The sequence below is a fragment of the Cupriavidus sp. UYPR2.512 genome, from assembly GCF_000379565.1.
Lineage (GTDB): Bacteria > Pseudomonadota > Gammaproteobacteria > Burkholderiales > Burkholderiaceae > Cupriavidus.
In genome coordinates this window covers 171,983-186,665 of sequence record NZ_KB902964.1, presented here as the reverse complement: position 1 = coordinate 186,665, position 14,683 = coordinate 171,983, and the positions used below count along the sequence as shown (strand labels likewise).

Here is a 14,683-nt window from a genome sequence, read left to right as displayed (position 1 = left end):
GGAAAGTGGTTCAGGCAGTGACTGCGGCCAGTGCCGCGCCCAGCCGCTGCCAGGCGTGTGGCTGGTCCGGCGGCAGGCCCAGGCGCAGGCTCGGCGGGCAGCCGCCGGCGGCGTCGAAGTAGCGGGTCCAGACGCCTTGTTGCGCGAGCGCGTGATGCAGCCGTGCGGCGTCGTCATGCGGCACCCAGCAGAACAGCGGATGCATCACCGGCGCCAGGCCATGGCGGTCCAGCAGCGCGGCCAGCTTCGCCCCGCATGCTTGCAGCCGCGCGCGGGTGGCGTCCTGCCAGCCGTGGTCGGCCAGGGCGTGCCGCGCGACCTCGCGTGCCGGACCCGATACGGTCCAGTGGCCCAGGCGCTCGCGCAGCGCGTCCAGCAGTGCCGGCTGCGCCAGCACGAAGCCGCAGCGGATGCCGGCCAGGCCATAGAATTTGCCGATCGAGCGCAGCACCACCAGGCCGGCCTTGCCGCTATGCGCGGCCACCGAGCCATCGGGCAGGCAGTCGATAAAGGCTTCATCGACCAGCAGCGTGCCGCCGCGCGCCGCCAGCGTGGCATGCCAGCGCAGCAGCGTGGCGGCGGGCAGCACGCGGCCAGTCGGGTTGTTCGGATTCACGATGACGAGATGGTCGAGCTGGTCGGCCAGCGCCGCCTGCGCGAAAGCAGCTTCATCCAGCGGCGCCACCGCATGGCCCGCGGCAGCGAAGGCCGGCGCGTATTCGCTGTAGCCGAGCGCGGCGATGCCCACGCGGCCCGGGCGCAGCAGACCCGGCAGCGTGCGGATGGCGGCCTGCGAGCCGGCGACGGGCAAGGCCCGCGGCGCGCCGCAGGCCTGTGCGGCCAGTTCGGCCAGTCCGTCGTCATCCTGGGGCAGCCGCTGCCACGCTTGCGCAGGCAGCGCCGGCACCGGATAGCCGTCGGGATTGATGCCGGTGGACAGGTCGAGCCAGTCGCCGGCGGGGCGGCCGTAGCGGCGCACCGCGGCAAGCAGGTCGCCGCCATGGCGGATCGGGGGCAGGGCGGTGTTCATGTCGGCGTGGCAACCGCAAGGACGGCCAGCGCGCTGGCGCCTGCCAGCGCCAGCCACAGCCACAAGGCGCGCTCGACCAGCCGCAGGCAGGCCACCACATGCGCGGCTTGCGGCGCGGGGCCGGCGCCCAGCGGCGGGCGTTGTTCGATCTCACCGTGATAGCGGGCCGGGCCGCCGAGCTGCACGCCTACCGCGCCGGCACCCGCGGCCATCACGGGACCGGCATTGGGACTCGACCATGCCGGAGCCTGCGTGCGCCAGCAATGCAGCGCCTGCGCGGTGGCGCCGAGCAGCGCATAGGACAGCGCGGTCAGGCGCGCGGGCACGAGGTTGAGCAGGTCGTCGATGCGCGCCGCGGCCCAGCCGAAATACAGCAGCCGCGGCGTGCGGTAGCCCCACATCGCATCGAGCGTATTGGCCAGGCGGAACACGATCACGGCGGGCGCCCCGCCGACCAGGAACCAGAACAGCGCTCCGAAGATCGCGTCGTTGCCGTTTTCCAGTGCCGACTCGCAGGCGGCACGCGCCAGTGCTTCGGCATCGGCATCGGTGGTGTCGCGCGAGACGATGCGCGCGGTCAGCGTGCGCGCGGCGGGGAGGTCTGCCGCGGCAAGGGCGGCGGCGATCGGGGCGATATGCTGGTGCAGGCTGCGCGCGCCGAGTGCGGCATACAGCGCCACCGCATGCAGCGCCAGGGCGGCAACAGGATGCAGGCTGGCCGCAGCGTCGACCAGCCACCATGCGAGCGTTGCCGGCACCAGCACCAGCACGCACCAGCCGACAAGACCGGCAAGGCGCTGGCGCCAGGGCGCACCGCGGTGCGGGAGAGGGTTGAGCCGCCGCTCACATGCGGCAGCGATGCGGCCGAAGCCCACCAGCGGATGCCAGCGGCGCGGCTCGCCCAGCCAGCGGTCCAGCAGAACGCCCGTCAGTGCCGCTGCCACGCATGCCGGCCAGGCCAGCATCAGCATGCGGGATCGGCGCCCTTCACCGCAACCGGAATGCCTGCCACCATCAGCCGCACGCAGTCGGCGGCGGCGGCCAGCTTCTGGTTCAGGCGGCCCAGTTCATCGACATAGAAGCGGGTGATGGCGCCCATCGGGATCACGCCGAAGCCGATCTCGTTCGAGACCAGGATCACATGGCCCGGCAGCGTGGGCAGCGCGGTGAGCAGCGCTTCGATTTCTTCGGTGAAGGCATCCGGCGGCGTGATCACGCCATGCTCAGGATACGTGCGGGCGTCGGGGAAGATCAGGTTGTTCATCCACAGCGTCATGCAATCCACCAGGATGCAGCCGTCGTGGCGCGCATTGCCATAGAGCGCATCGGCCAGGTGCACTGGCTCTTCCACCAGGCGCCAGTCGGCGGGGCGGCGGGCGCGGTGCAGGGCGATGCGGACTTCGAGCTCCTGGTCGGCGCGCGCCGGGTCCTGGTGCGCGGTGGCGATGTAGGTGACCGGGCCACCGGTGATGGTGGCATGGTCGGTGGCGAGCTGTTCGGCGTAATGGCTCTTGCCGGAACGCGCGCCGCCCAGCACCAGGGTGAGCTGGCGGTTACCGTGTCCGCCGGCGGCACGCGGCTGGGTGGCGGCGCCTGGGGCGGAGGCGGGTGCAATGGCCGGGGTTTCCATCCGCGTATTGTAGCCGCCGCATCCGGGCATCGCACGGGGCACGCGCGAGGTTTGTTGCAGGCACCGGTGCGATAATCCGCCAATGCAGACTGACTCCTCGCAATCCCTGCCGCCGGGTGCCCTGCGCGGCACGCTGATGGTCCAGGGCACGACTTCCGATGCCGGCAAGAGCACCATTGTGGCCGGCCTGTGCCGGGTGCTGGCGCGTGCCGGCGCGCACGTGGTGCCATTCAAGCCGCAGAACATGGCGCTGAACAGCGCGGTCACCGCCGACGGCGGCGAGATCGGCCGCGCGCAGGCGCTGCAGGCACAGGCCGCGCGGCTGGCACCGCATACCGACATGAACCCGGTGCTGCTCAAGCCCAGCAGCGACACCGGCGCGCAGGTGATCATCCACGGCCGCGCGCGGCTGGACCTGGATGCGCGCGCCTACCATGCCTACAAGCCCGAGGCGATGAAGGCCGTGCTGGCTTCGCACACGCGCCTGGCACAGGCCTATGACGTGGTGCTGGTGGAGGGCGCCGGCAGCCCGGCCGAGGTCAACCTGCGCGAGCGCGACATCGCCAACATGGGCTTTGCCGAGCGCGTCGACTGCCCGGTGGTGCTGGTGGCGGACATCGACCGCGGCGGCGTGTTTGCACACCTGGTCGGCACGCTCGACTGCCTGTCCGAGAGCGAACGCGCGCGCGTGACCGGCTTCATCATCAACCGCTTCCGCGGCGATATCGGCCTGCTGGAGCCGGGACTGGACTGGCTGGTCGCGCGCACCGGCAAGCCGGTATTCGGCGTGCTGCCCTACCTGCACGGCCTGCATCTGGATGCCGAGGACGCCATCATCGGCGCGCAAGCGGATAGCGGTGATGGGGCCGGCTCGCCGGCACAGCGCCTGCGCGTGATCGTGCCGGTGCTGCCGCGCATCGCCAACCATACCGACTTCGACGCGCTGCGCGCGCACCCGCAGGTGGACCTGCAGTTTGTCGGGCCCGGCATGCCGATCCCGCCCGCGGATCTGGTGGTGCTGCCCGGCAGCAAGAACGTGCGCGGCGACCTGGACTTCATCCGGGCCAATGGCTGGGACGCGGCGCTGGCCCGGCACCTGCGCTACGGCGGCAAGCTGATCGGGATCTGCGGCGGCATGCAGATGCTGGGGCGGCAGGTGCACGATCCCGATGGCCGCGAAGGCCGGGCCGGCAGCAGCGCGGGCCTGGGCTGGCTGGATTTCGAGACCACGCTGGCGGCAGAGAAGCAACTGCGCCAGGTCGGTGGCCGGCTGGCGCTGGAGGAGGCCGATGCGCCGGTGCGCGGCTACGAGATCCACCTTGGCGTCACCACGGGCGCGGGGCTTGAGCAGCCGGCCCTGTGGCTCGACCGCGGCGACGGCACGGTGCGGCCCGACGGCGCGCGCTCGGCCGACGGCCAGGTGCTGGCCACCTATGTCCACGGCCTGTTCGACGAGCCCGCCGGCTGCCAGGCGCTGCTGCGCTGGGCAGGGCTGGACGGCGCCCAGGCGGTGGACCTCGATGCACTGCGCGAAGCATCGATCGAGCGGCTTGCCGACACCATGACCGCGCACCTGGACCTGGATGCGATGCTGGCGCCGCTGCGGCGCTGATGCATGCGGCACGCCGCTGGGCAGGGCCCTGCTAGAATCGCGAATCTTTCGCATTTGCATTCTGCGTGAAAGTGGCTTTTGCGCCATACTCCACGCATGGCAGCGTCCGCTCAACGTACATCAGCCCCCACATGGTCACCGGCCGCCTGCGCGTCGTCCTCGTCAAACTGCACCTGTATATCGGCCTGAGCCTTGGCCTGCTGTTCGTCCTGTTGGGGCTGACCGGCATGACCATCGCCTGGCGCGAAGAACTGGATGCCTGGCTCAACCCTGACCTGCTGGTGGCGTCCACGCCGATGACGGAGCCGGTGTCGCCGGCCACGGTCCAGGCAGTGACCGAGCGGCTGGCTGCGCCCCCCTATGGCAAGCCCAACCTGCTGATGCTGCCGGCCCATGCCGACGGCGTCTTTATCGCCTGGTACCCGGTCAAGGCGCCCGACGGCGTGGTGCCGGGCCGCTCACGCCAGGTGATGGTCGATCCGGTCACGCTTGCGGTGAAGGGCGAGCGGGTCTGGGGCGAGGCGGGCCTGTCGCGCCGGCTGTTGCTGCCGACGCTGTTCCACCTGCATCGCTACCTGCTGTCGGGCGACACCGGCAAGACCATCACCGGCGTGGCCGGCATGCTGCTGTTGCTGACCACGCTGGTGGGCGTGGCGGTGTGGTGGCCCAAGCTGAAGCTGCGCTCGGTGGTGCAGGCGTTCCGCATCACGCATGGCGGTTCGTGGTCGCGCTTCAACTATTCGCTGCATCGCGCGGGCGGCATCCTGGCCGCGCCGGTGCTGGCCATCATCGCCTTTTCCGGCTGGTACCTGAACCTGCCGAAGTGGGTGACACCGATGGTGGCGGGCGTGATGACCGTGACGCCGCCGGCGAAGCACGTCTCGGCACCGGCGCCGGCCGGGGCCCGGTCGCTGGGCGCGGGCGAGATCATGGCGGCGGCGCAGGCCCGGTACCCGCAAGCGCAGGTGACCCGCATCAGCTTCCCACGCAAGCCGGGCGACGCCTTCGAGGTACGGCTGCGCCAGCCCGGCGAGGTGCGCAAGGATACCGGCGCCACGCGGCTGTGGCTTGATGCCTGGAGCGGCAAGCCGCTGGGCGTGCGTGATCCGCAGGAGGCGCCGGCGGGCGACACGCTGCTGAACTGGCTGTTCCCGCTGCATACCGGCGAGGCCTTCGGGCTGCCGGGGCGGGTCTTCATCACGCTGTTTGGGCTGGCGCCGCTGGCGTTTGCCGTGACCGGCGTGCTGATCTGGTGGAAGCGTCGGCGGGGGCATCAGCGGCATGTGGTGAAGGCTGAGCAGCGGGCGGGTATGCGGCGGGCATGAGAAGGGCTATTTCTGGGGCGCGCGTGGTTTTTTGGGCTTGGCGCTGTGCGGTCGGTTGTTGCTCTTGGCTAGCGTGGGCTGTTTCGCCGGCGTAGCCGGCGAGTCACTTCTTGTCCAAGCGACAAGAAGTAACCAAGAAACGCGTCGCCTATGCGGCTGGCAATCAATTACGCGGCGTTGGTCGTATGGGCGGCGGTGCTTGCCGTTTGGATGTGGTCGCGGTTCGACCCTGCTACGCCATGTGAGTGTGGGGCAGTGCCTGCGATAACCGGTTTTTGAACGATCCCCAAGTCGGGCGGTGGCCCGCGCTCTCCATCGATATCGCATCAACGCCTTCGGCTGCGCTCCGCGCAAGCGCTCAATGACCGTCAGCGCATTTTGGGCCGGCGCAGCAGCCGTAGGCGTCCCCGCAATGCGGCTGGCAGCAGGCGGCCTACGCCCCTGCATGGGGATCGTTCAATAGTGGGTTAACGCAGGCACTGTCCCACACTCACATGGCGTAGCAGGGTCGAACGGGCAACTACATCGAACGGCAAGCACCGCCGCGGGAACGGGCCAACGCCGAGGAATTGATTGCCAGCCGCTCAGGCGACGCGTTTTTTGGTTACTTTTTGTCGCTCGGACAAAAAGTGACTCGCCGGCTACGCCGGCGAAACAGCCCACGCTAGTCAAGAGCCACAAACCGACCGCATAGCGCCAAGCCAATAAGGCGCCAACCGCATGGCAACACCAGCCGCTCAGATCTCCAGATTGTCGATCAACCGGGTCTCGCCCAGCTTGGCGGCCGTCAGGATCACCAGCGGCTCGCCGGCGAGGAATTCCTCGCGCGTTGGCGCCTGCAGGTCGACGCGCTTGCGGATCGACACGTAGTCCGGCTTCCAGCCGCGCCTGGCCAGCGATTCCTTCGCATTCGCCTCGACGGCAAGCAGGTCGGCCGAGGCGCGGTCGCTGCCCAGCACGGTGTCGCGCACGTCATGCAGCGTGCGGTACAGCACCGGCGCCTCGGCGCGCTCGTCGGGGCCCAGGTAGCGGTTGCGCGACGACAGCGCCAGGCCGTCTTCGGCACGGATGGTCTCGGCGGGGATGATGTCGATCGGCAGGGCAAACTGCTGCACCATGCGGCGCACGATCATCAGCTGCTGGTAGTCCTTCTTGCCGAATACCGCCACGCGCGGCTGCGCGCACGAGAACAGCTTCATCACCACCGTGCACACGCCCTTGAAGAAACCGGGGCGGAACTCGCCTTCCAGGATGTCGCCCAGGTCATGCGGCGGCTCGACGCGGTATTCTTGCGGTTCGGGGTACATATCGCGCTCGGACGGCGCGAACAGCACATAGACGCCTTCCCTCTGCAGTTTTTCGATATCGTCCTGCAGCGTGCGCGGGTACTTGTCGAAATCCTCGTTCGGGCCGAACTGCAGGCGGTTCACGAAGATCGATGCCACCACCGGGTCGCCGTGCTGGCGCGCCAGGCGCATCAGCGACAGGTGGCCTTCGTGCAGGTTGCCCATGGTGGGGACGAAGGCAGCGCGGTTCTGGCCGCGCAGTTGGTCGCGCAGCTCTTGGATGGAGGAAATGACTTTCATCTGCCTTGGTGTGCTGGTCGTGATAGGTGTGACCCGGGCGCCGGTCCGTCAATGGGCGGCACATGGACTACCGGTCTCGGCCTTCTGTCGGGCGCGAGGCCTTCGGGCACTTGCCGTCGGGGCCTGCGCCGTGGGCCGTTGGGCCGGCTGTCGGCGGATTGTAGAACAAGTGGGGCGGGGCCGGACCCCGCACCGCGGGTGGGTCAGGTCGGGCTGTACGCCAATCGCACATAAATTGGTGCGAACGGTTCGGCCTGGGTGATCTCCACCAGCGCTTCGCGCGACAGCTCCAGCATGGCGATAAAGTTCACCACCACCACCGGCACGCCCTTGCCTGAGCGCACCGCGTCTTCGAACAGCTCGGAGAATTCCATGAAACGCGCGTGCTGCAGCCGGCGCAGGATCTGGCTCATGTGCTCGCGCACCGACAGTTCCTCGCGCGAGATCTTGTGGTGCTGGTTGAGCTTGGCGCGCTTGAGGACATCGGCCCAGGCGGCCTGCAGGTCCACGGTTTCCACTTCGGGGAAGCGCGGCGCCAGGCTCTGCTCGATATAGACCTGCGAGCGCAGGAAGTCGCGGCCCAGCTGCGGCACCGTATCCAGGCGCTGCGCGGCCAGCTTCATCTGCTCATATTCCAGCAGGCGGCGCACCAGCTCGGCGCGCGGGTCCTCGGCCTCATCGTCGCTGTCGGCCTTCTTGACCGGCAGCAGCATGCGCGACTTGATCTCGATCAGCATGGCCGCCATCAGCAGGTATTCGGCGGCCAGCTCAAGGTTGGTCTTGCGGATCTGCTCGATGTAGGACAGGTACTGCCGGGTGACCTGCGACATCGGGATGTCGAGGACATTGAAGTTCTGCTTGCGGATCAGGTACAGCAGCAGGTCCAGCGGGCCCTCGAAGGCTTCCAGGAAGATTTCGAGCGCGTCCGGCGGGATGTACAGGTCCTGCGGCAGCTTGAACAGCGGCTCGCCGTACAGGCGCGCGAAAGCCATCCCGTCGACCATGTCGGCGGGGCCGGCAGGGCCGGCTGCAACGGCCGGGACCACGGCCGGCAGCTCGACGGGCAGCGGCAGCTTGTCCTGGTCGCCTGTGCTCATGGGCGGCGTGCGCTCGCGGGGGCGGCGGGAATCAGTTGTCCTGCGAGTAGACGTATGGCTTCTGCGCCACGCGCGAAGCTTCGGCGCGGGCGCGCTCTTCCAGGTCGATCGGCGACTTGTCCCACAGCAGGGCACGGCCGTCGCGCTGTTCGGCCTCCAGCGTCGGGCGCTCTTGCTTGAGCTGCTTCAGGAACTGGGTGATTTCGGATTCGTAGATGGCCATGTTCAACCGTGATGCGCCCGCGCGGGCGCCAGATAGGTGCAGTGGGTCACGATTTTACAGTATCGGCCCCCCGGAATGCATCCAGGCCGGGTGCAAGGCACCGGAAAGTTCCGGGCGCAAGGCCGGGTGTGGTCAAATACCGACTTTGTATGTGTGGACAATCGGCGATGCCGCAAGACACCGCTATTACCGCTAACTCCGCTGGCCGCGCGCGCGTGGCCGTTCGCGTACTGGCCGCGCTGGGCGCGGTGCTGGCGCTGGCGGCCGCCCCGGCCTGGGCCGCGTACAAGGTCGAAATCGAGGCACCCAAGCCGATCCGCGAAATGCTGGAAGAGCATCTCGACCTGTCACGCTACAAGGACCGCGCCGACCTCTCGCCGGACCAGCTCGACTATATGGTCGAGACCGTCGGCGAGCAGGTGCGGGCGCTCACCTCCACCGAGGGCTACTTCGACCCGACCACCACCACCCGCGTGGAAGGCGAGGGCGACAAGCGCGTGGTTCACGTGATGGTCGACCCCGGCGCGCGCACGCTGATCCGCAATGTCGACGTCCAGGTGACGGGCCCGGCGGCCACGCGCTCGCCCGAGCAGGTGGCAGAGATGCAGGCCAAGTGGGGACTGCCGGTGGGTGAGCCGTTCCGGCAGGGCGACTGGGACAAGGCCAAGGAAGACGCGCTGGTCACGCTGCAGAGCCACAACTACTACGGCGCGCGCCTGGCCGCGTCGCAGGCGCGCGTGGAGCCGGACGACCAGCGCGCGGACCTGTCCGCGCATTACGCCAGCGGCCCGGCCTACCTGCTGGGGCCGCTGAAGGTGACCGGCACGCGCCGCTATCCGGAACAGATCATCTACAACGTCAACCCGCTGAGCGAGGGCGAGCCGTACCGCGTGGAGCGGCTGCTGGAACTGCAGCGCGCGATCCAGAACCAGCCGTACTTCTCCAACGTGCAGGTCGACCTGGAACCGCCGCCGGACGCCGACAAGGCGGCTGACGGCGTGGTGAGCTCGCCGGTGCTGGTGCGCGTGCGCGAATATCCGGCGCACCGGCTCAACAGCGGCGGGGGCTTTACCACCGACACCGGCGCGCAGATCGAAGGGCGCTATTCGTACTACAACCTGTTCAACCGCGCCTGGACCTTCGACTCGCAGGCGCGGCTGGAGCAGAAGCGCTCCTATCTGTTCGCCGAGACCGCGATGCCGCCGTCCCCGGGCAACTACCGCAACAGCGTGTACAGCAGCTACGAGCGCACCATCGACATCGAGAACACCGACACCACCAGCCTGCGCGCGGGCCTGAAGCGCTCGCGCTCGCGCGAGAAGTACGACGTGACGACGTCGCTGGATTTCTACTACGACAAGCTGCTGCCGGAGGGCCAGGCCGCCCAGATCAGCAAGGCGCTGGTGCCGGCCTTTGCGTGGACGCGGCGTGATGTCGACAACCCGGTGTTCCCGCGCCGCGGCAATGTCATCAGCACCCAGGTCGGGGTGGCCGCCAAGGGCTTCCTCAGCGATGCCACCTTCCTGCGGCTGTACGGCCGTATCCGCCAGTACATACCGGTGGGCAAGCGCGACCTGGTGGTGGCACGGCTGGAACTCGGTGCCGACCTGACCGGCGACAGCTCCAGCCAGATCCCGGCCACGCTGCGCTTTCGCGCCGGCGGCACCGATTCGATCCGCGGCTACAGCTACCAGTCGATCGGCACGCCCAGCGGCTCCAGCATCTTGCCGGCCAAGTACCTGGGCACTGGCAGCCTGGAGTACCAGTACTGGTTCAAGCCGGACTGGGGCGTGGCGGTGTTCTGGGATCTCGGCACTGCCGCCGACAACCTGCACGGCGTGACCATCTACAACGGCGTGGGCGTCGGCGTGCGCTGGCGTACGCCGGTGGGCCCGCTGCAGCTGGACCTGGGCTACGGCATCCAGCAGCAGTTCCGGCCGCATATCTCGCTGGGAGTGGCGTTCTGATGCGGCACCCATGTCTTTCCCGCCTGACCCGGATGCCGGCATGAGCGCCCACGATCTGCCTTCGGTACCCGGCGGCGATTCGGCCCGGACTCCGACCCCGCCCGCGCCGCGCAAGCGGCGGCGGCTGTGGCGCGTGCTGGCCTGGCTGGTCGGCCTGCTGCTGCTGTTGATGGTGGCGCTGGTGGCGGCGGGCGTGGCGGCGCTGCGCACCGAGACCGGCACCCGCCACCTGTGGACGCTGGCCACGCGGCTGTCGGCCGGCATGCTCAGCGGCCGGCTGGAAGGCGGCACCGTGGCACACGGCCTGCGCCTGCGCGACGTGGTGTTCGCCAGCGGTCAGACGCGCGTGACGGTGGACCGCGTGGATGGCAACTGGGCGCTCAACTGGCAGGCGCGGCGCCTGCACGTGCAGTGGCTGCGCATCGGCAAGGCTGAAGTGAAGCTCGGCCCGTCGGAGCCGAGCACCGAGCCGATGCAGAGGCCCACGTCGCTCGAACTGCCGCTGGCCATCGATGTCGATTCCCTGACGCTTGAGCGGCTGTCGCTGCTGCAAGGCACGGCGCCCACGGCCGAGCCGATGGTGTTCAGCAACCTGGCCGGCGCGCTGCACAGCGACGGCCAGCGCCACCGCGTCAGCGTGGACAAGCTGGAAACACCGTACGGCAAGCTGGCTGCCAACGCCCAGGTGGGCGCACGCGCCCCGTTCGCGCTCAGCGCCGAAGCCTTGCTGGAAAGCAGCTGGCAGGATGAGTCCTTTGCCGTCAATGCCACCGCCAAGGGCAACCTGGACGCGCTGCGTGCCGAGCTGCAGGCCAGCGGCGACCGCATCCACCTGCGCGCCGGCGTCGACCTGACGCCGTTCGGCAAGGTGCCGTTCACGCACCTGCTGGTCGATGGCGATCGCATCAACCCGCGCCTGTTCAGCCCGTCGGCGCCACAGGCCAACCTGACCGTGCATGCCGAGCTGCGGCCGGTGGACGGCGCGGCCGCGGGTGCCGGCGCGCAGGCGGCCAGTGCCGTGGCGGCATCGGCTCCCCCGGCGGCATCGGGTGTCTCCGCATCCGCCCCTGCGGCGGCGCCTGCGCCCGCACCGCTGGCTGTCGCCGGCGACATCGAGATCCGCAACCTGGAAGCCGGTCCGCTGGACAAGCAGCGGCTGCCGGTGCAGTCGGTGCGCGTCCATGTCGAGCTGAGCGAGATGGCACAGGCCGTCTCGGAGCTGCGCGTGGCGCTGGCGGGCAAGGCCGAGATCTCCGGCGGCGGTTCGCTGCGCGGCGGCCGTGGCGGTTTCGACCTGGACGTGCGCAGGCTGGACCCGGCCGCGCTGCATGGCTCGCTGACCAGCGCCAGCCTCTCCGGCCCGGTGGTGGTGCGGATGGAGCCGGGCCGGCAAAGCGTGGCGCTGGACCTGTCGGGCGGGCCGCTCAAGCTGTTCGCCGATGCCAGCTTCGATGCCGAGGCGGTCACGCTGGCCACGCTGCGTGCCGCGGTGGGCCCGGGTTTGCTGACCGCGGAAGGCAAGCTCGGCCTGAAGGACAAGCAGCCGTTCAGCTTCAAGGGCAAGCTGGCCTCGTTCGATCCGTCGCGCCTGGCCAAGGTTGCCGCCGGCCGCATCAATGCGGATTTCACCGCGACCGGCGAGATCGCGCCGGAGCTTGGCGTGGCGCTGGATTTTGCCGTGCATGAGAGCGAATACGCGGGCCTGCCAATGACAGGCGGCGGCAAGGTGCGCCTGGCGGGCGAGCGGCTCTTGCCGAGCGAGGCCTCGCTGAGCATGGCCGGCAACCAGGCCAACCTGCGCGGCAGCTTCGGCGCGCGCGGCGATGCGCTCAAGCTGGCGGTCGATGCGCCGCAGCTGGAGCGGCTCAAGTTTGGCGTGGCCGGCAAGCTCAAGCTCGACGCCACCATCACCGGCACGCTGAAGAAGCCCGAAGTGGTGGCCGACTACAACGCGCAGGCGCTGGAAGTGGGCCCGCACAAGGTGGCCAGCGCCAGCGGCCGCGCCGAGGTGCGCGGCGGGCTGGACGGTCCGCTCTCGGTGCAACTGGCCGCGCGCAACTACCGCGGCCCGCAGGCAAGCCTGAGCACGCTCGATGCCACGCTCAGCGGCACCCAGGCCAACCATACCTTCGACGTCAAGGCGGCCGGCAGCCTGAACCAGCGGTCATTGCAGCTGGCGCTGGCGGGGCAGGGCGCGTGGAAGGGCAAGGACGGCTGGAACGGCACCATCCGCACCCTGGAAGCGCGCAGCACCGTCAATCTGCGCCTGGCCGCGCCGACGCAGCTGCTGGTGGCCGACCAGCGCGTGCGCCTGGGCGCCGCGCGCCTGCTGCTGGACCGCGCCACGCTGGCGATCGACAGCCTGGACTGGGACCACGGCCGCATCCGCAGCGCGGGCAGCCTGGACGGCCTGCAGGTGGGCCGTGTGCTGGAACTGATGGAAACCATCACCGGCGAGAAGCCGCCGGTGCGCTCCGACCTGGTCATCGACGGCCGCTGGAACCTGGCGCTGGCCGAGATCGCGACCGGGTTCGCCGAACTGCGCCGGCGCAGCGGCGACCTCTCGGTCAACGCCGGCCGGGGCTTCACCACGCTCGGCCTGGGCGAGACCAGCCTGCGCGCCGAGGCCGGCGGCAACCGCATCGCGCTGCGCGGCGGCATGGTGTCGGGCCGCATCGGCAAGGTGGTGGTGGACGCCTCCGCCGGACTGGTGCAGGAGCAGGGGCTGCAGACCGTGGGTCCGGCCTCGACCCTGGGCGGCACGGTGACCGTCGACGTGCCGCGCCTGAAATCGCTGGAAGCGCTGACAGGCCCGCAGTACGCCTTCGACGGCAAACTGGCCGCGGCGATGCGCCTGGGCGGCACGGTCGGCGCGCCGCTGCTGACCGGCACCGTCGACGGCGACCACCTCGCCGTCACGCTGTACGACCTGGGCCTGCGCCTGACCGACGGCACCGTGCGCGTGGTGCTGGACCAGAACACGGTCGAGCTCAAGCACGTGGAGTTCCACGGCGGCGACGGCAAGCTCACGGCCACCGGCAACGTCAAGCTGGGCGAGGCCGATCCCAACCTGACCGGCAAGATCGTCGCCGACAAGCTGCAGCTGTTCGCCAGCCCCGAGCGCACGCTGGTGGTCTCGGGCGACGCCAGCATCGCCAACGAGAACAAGCAGGTCGTGATCCGCGGCAAGATCCGCGTCGACCGCGGCCTGTTCGACCTGCCCAAGGCCGGCGCGCCGGTGCTGGGCGATGATGTGGTGGTTATCCGGCGCAAGGACCAGCGCGCCGTGAAGACTGCCGCCACGCCGGCGCCGGAGTCCAAGCCGGCAAGCAAGTTCAGCCCGGTGATCGACCTGACTGTGGACCTGGGCAACAACTTCCGCTTCCGGGGCGCGGGCGCGGACCTGTTGCTGGCCGGCCAGATGGCTGTCAAGAGCGAACCCCTGGCACCGATGAAGGCCACCGGCACGGTGCGCGTGACCGACGGCACTTATGAAGCCTTCGGGCGCAAGCTGGACATCGAGCGTGGCATCATCAACTTCAATGGCCCGCTCGACAACCCGAACATGAATATCCGCGCGATGCGCCGCAACCAGGAAGTGGAGGCGGGCGTGGAGGTGACCGGCACGGTGCGGCTGCCGCGCGTGCGGCTGGTGTCGGAACCCAATGTGCCGGAAGAGGATAAGCTCTCGTGGCTGATGTTCGGCTACGGCGCGGAAAGCGCCGGTGCCGGCCAGCAGCGCCAGCTGGGTGGCGCCGCGCTGGGCGGCGCGGCGTTGGGCATGATCGGCGGCAAGGCCGGCAAGGGGATCGTGCAGCATTTCGGCATCGACGAATTCTCGATCGGGCCCAGTACCGCGGGTCTCAATGACCAGCAGGTGGTCAGCATGGGCAAGGCCATTACCGACCGTATGTCGGTCGGCTATGAGCAGAGCCTGACATCGGCCTCGAACGTGGTGAAGCTGACCTGGCAGTTCTCACGGCGCTGGTCGCTGATTGCAAAGGGCGGGTCCATCAACGGTTTGTCGGTGTTGTTCAACCGCCGCTTCGACAGCTGGGCGAACCTGTTCAGCGGGACCTCGGGTCGCGGCGACAGCAGAAGGAGCCAGCAGGATGAGAGCCAGCCAACCAGTCCCGACAGCGCGGCACAGGCAGCCTCGGCAGCCGTCGCCGAACCCGTGCGCCGCTGACGGGCACCCCTCCACTTTCGCGTC

10 protein-coding genes are annotated in these 14,683 nt (G+C 69.4%); 4 read left to right on the top strand and 6 right to left on the bottom strand.

Annotated elements, in window-relative coordinates; translation table 11 throughout:
- Positions 1-10: 10 nt before the first annotated feature.
- Genes cobD through cobU form a run of 3 tightly spaced genes read right to left on the bottom strand, consistent with a single transcriptional unit; the run spans position 11 to position 2,690 of the window.
- The gene (gene cobD, locus A3A5_RS0114615; protein WP_018311308.1) at positions 11-1,030 is read right to left on the bottom strand and encodes a threonine-phosphate decarboxylase CobD; all 1,020 of its coding nucleotides are present in this window, start codon (positions 1,028-1,030) and stop codon (positions 11-13) included.
- Positions 1,027-2,001, bottom strand: coding sequence for an adenosylcobinamide-phosphate synthase CbiB (gene cbiB / locus A3A5_RS0114610; RefSeq protein WP_018311307.1), 975 nt, complete (start codon positions 1,999-2,001; stop codon positions 1,027-1,029). The genes cobD and cbiB overlap by 4 nt, the downstream gene beginning before the upstream one ends.
- Positions 1,995-2,690 (bottom strand): bifunctional adenosylcobinamide kinase/adenosylcobinamide-phosphate guanylyltransferase, encoded by a 696-nt coding sequence (gene cobU, locus A3A5_RS0114605; protein WP_018311306.1) that lies wholly within the window; start codon positions 2,688-2,690, stop codon positions 1,995-1,997. The genes cbiB and cobU overlap by 7 nt, the downstream gene beginning before the upstream one ends.
- A 52-nt stretch (positions 2,691-2,742) precedes the next feature.
- Here cobU and A3A5_RS0114600 point away from each other — a divergent pair, with 52 nt between their 5' ends.
- Positions 2,743-4,272: a cobyric acid synthase gene (locus A3A5_RS0114600; RefSeq protein WP_018311305.1), complete on the top strand. Its 1,530-nt coding sequence runs from the start codon at positions 2,743-2,745 to the stop codon at positions 4,270-4,272.
- Positions 4,273-4,403: 131 nt separating this feature from the next.
- Positions 4,404-5,597: a PepSY domain-containing protein gene (locus tag A3A5_RS0114595; protein ID WP_018311304.1), complete on the top strand. Its 1,194-nt coding sequence runs from the start codon at positions 4,404-4,406 to the stop codon at positions 5,595-5,597.
- Between the two features lie 737 nt (positions 5,598-6,334).
- On the opposite strand, the gene panC is transcribed toward A3A5_RS0114595, so the two are convergent.
- The 3 genes from panC to A3A5_RS0114580 form a co-directional block, all read right to left on the bottom strand.
- A complete protein-coding gene (gene panC / locus A3A5_RS0114590; RefSeq protein ID WP_018311303.1) occupies positions 6,335-7,183 on the bottom strand; it encodes a pantoate--beta-alanine ligase in 849 nt (282 codons plus the stop codon).
- A gap of 203 nt (positions 7,184-7,386) precedes the next feature.
- Positions 7,387-8,280 carry a ScpA family protein gene (locus A3A5_RS0114585; RefSeq protein WP_018311302.1) on the bottom strand — a complete coding sequence of 298 codons (894 nt, stop codon included), beginning with the start codon at positions 8,278-8,280 and terminating at the stop codon, positions 7,387-7,389.
- A 31-nt stretch (positions 8,281-8,311) separates the two neighbouring features.
- Positions 8,312-8,503, bottom strand: coding sequence for a DUF3460 family protein (locus A3A5_RS0114580; protein WP_013957793.1), 192 nt, complete (start codon positions 8,501-8,503; stop codon positions 8,312-8,314).
- Positions 8,504-8,670: 167 nt separating this feature from the next.
- Here A3A5_RS0114580 and A3A5_RS0114575 point away from each other — a divergent pair, with 167 nt between their 5' ends.
- Together A3A5_RS0114575 and A3A5_RS0114570 are read left to right on the top strand one after the other, a co-directional pair.
- The gene (locus A3A5_RS0114575) at positions 8,671-10,470 is read left to right on the top strand and encodes an autotransporter assembly complex family protein (RefSeq protein ID WP_018311301.1); all 1,800 of its coding nucleotides are present in this window, start codon (positions 8,671-8,673) and stop codon (positions 10,468-10,470) included.
- 40 nt (positions 10,471-10,510) lie between these two features.
- Positions 10,511-14,659 (top strand): translocation/assembly module TamB domain-containing protein, encoded by a 4,149-nt coding sequence (locus A3A5_RS0114570; protein ID WP_026200788.1) that lies wholly within the window; start codon positions 10,511-10,513, stop codon positions 14,657-14,659.
- Positions 14,660-14,683: the final 24 nt, after the last annotated feature.

Bases quoted from the DNA above. Each gene is read 5' to 3' on its own strand.
- panC (WP_018311303.1), bottom strand. From the start codon at position 7,183: ATGAAAGTCATTTCCTCCATCCAAGAGCTGCGCGACCAACTGCGCGGC.
- A3A5_RS0114575 (WP_018311301.1), top strand. From the start codon at position 8,671: ATGCCGCAAGACACCGCTATTACCGCTAACTCCGCTGGCCGCGCGCGC.
- cobU (WP_018311306.1), bottom strand. From the start codon at position 2,690: ATGCCCGGATGCGGCGGCTACAATACGCGGATGGAAACCCCGGCCATT.
- A3A5_RS0114600 (WP_018311305.1), top strand. From the start codon at position 2,743: ATGCAGACTGACTCCTCGCAATCCCTGCCGCCGGGTGCCCTGCGCGGC.
- A3A5_RS0114580 (WP_013957793.1), bottom strand. From the start codon at position 8,503: ATGGCCATCTACGAATCCGAAATCACCCAGTTCCTGAAGCAGCTCAAG.
- A3A5_RS0114595 (WP_018311304.1), top strand. From the start codon at position 4,404: ATGGTCACCGGCCGCCTGCGCGTCGTCCTCGTCAAACTGCACCTGTAT.
- cobD (WP_018311308.1), bottom strand. From the start codon at position 1,030: ATGAACACCGCCCTGCCCCCGATCCGCCATGGCGGCGACCTGCTTGCC.
- A3A5_RS0114570 (WP_026200788.1), top strand. From the start codon at position 10,511: ATGAGCGCCCACGATCTGCCTTCGGTACCCGGCGGCGATTCGGCCCGG.
- cbiB (WP_018311307.1), bottom strand. From the start codon at position 2,001: ATGCTGATGCTGGCCTGGCCGGCATGCGTGGCAGCGGCACTGACGGGC.
- A3A5_RS0114585 (WP_018311302.1), bottom strand. From the start codon at position 8,280: ATGAGCACAGGCGACCAGGACAAGCTGCCGCTGCCCGTCGAGCTGCCG.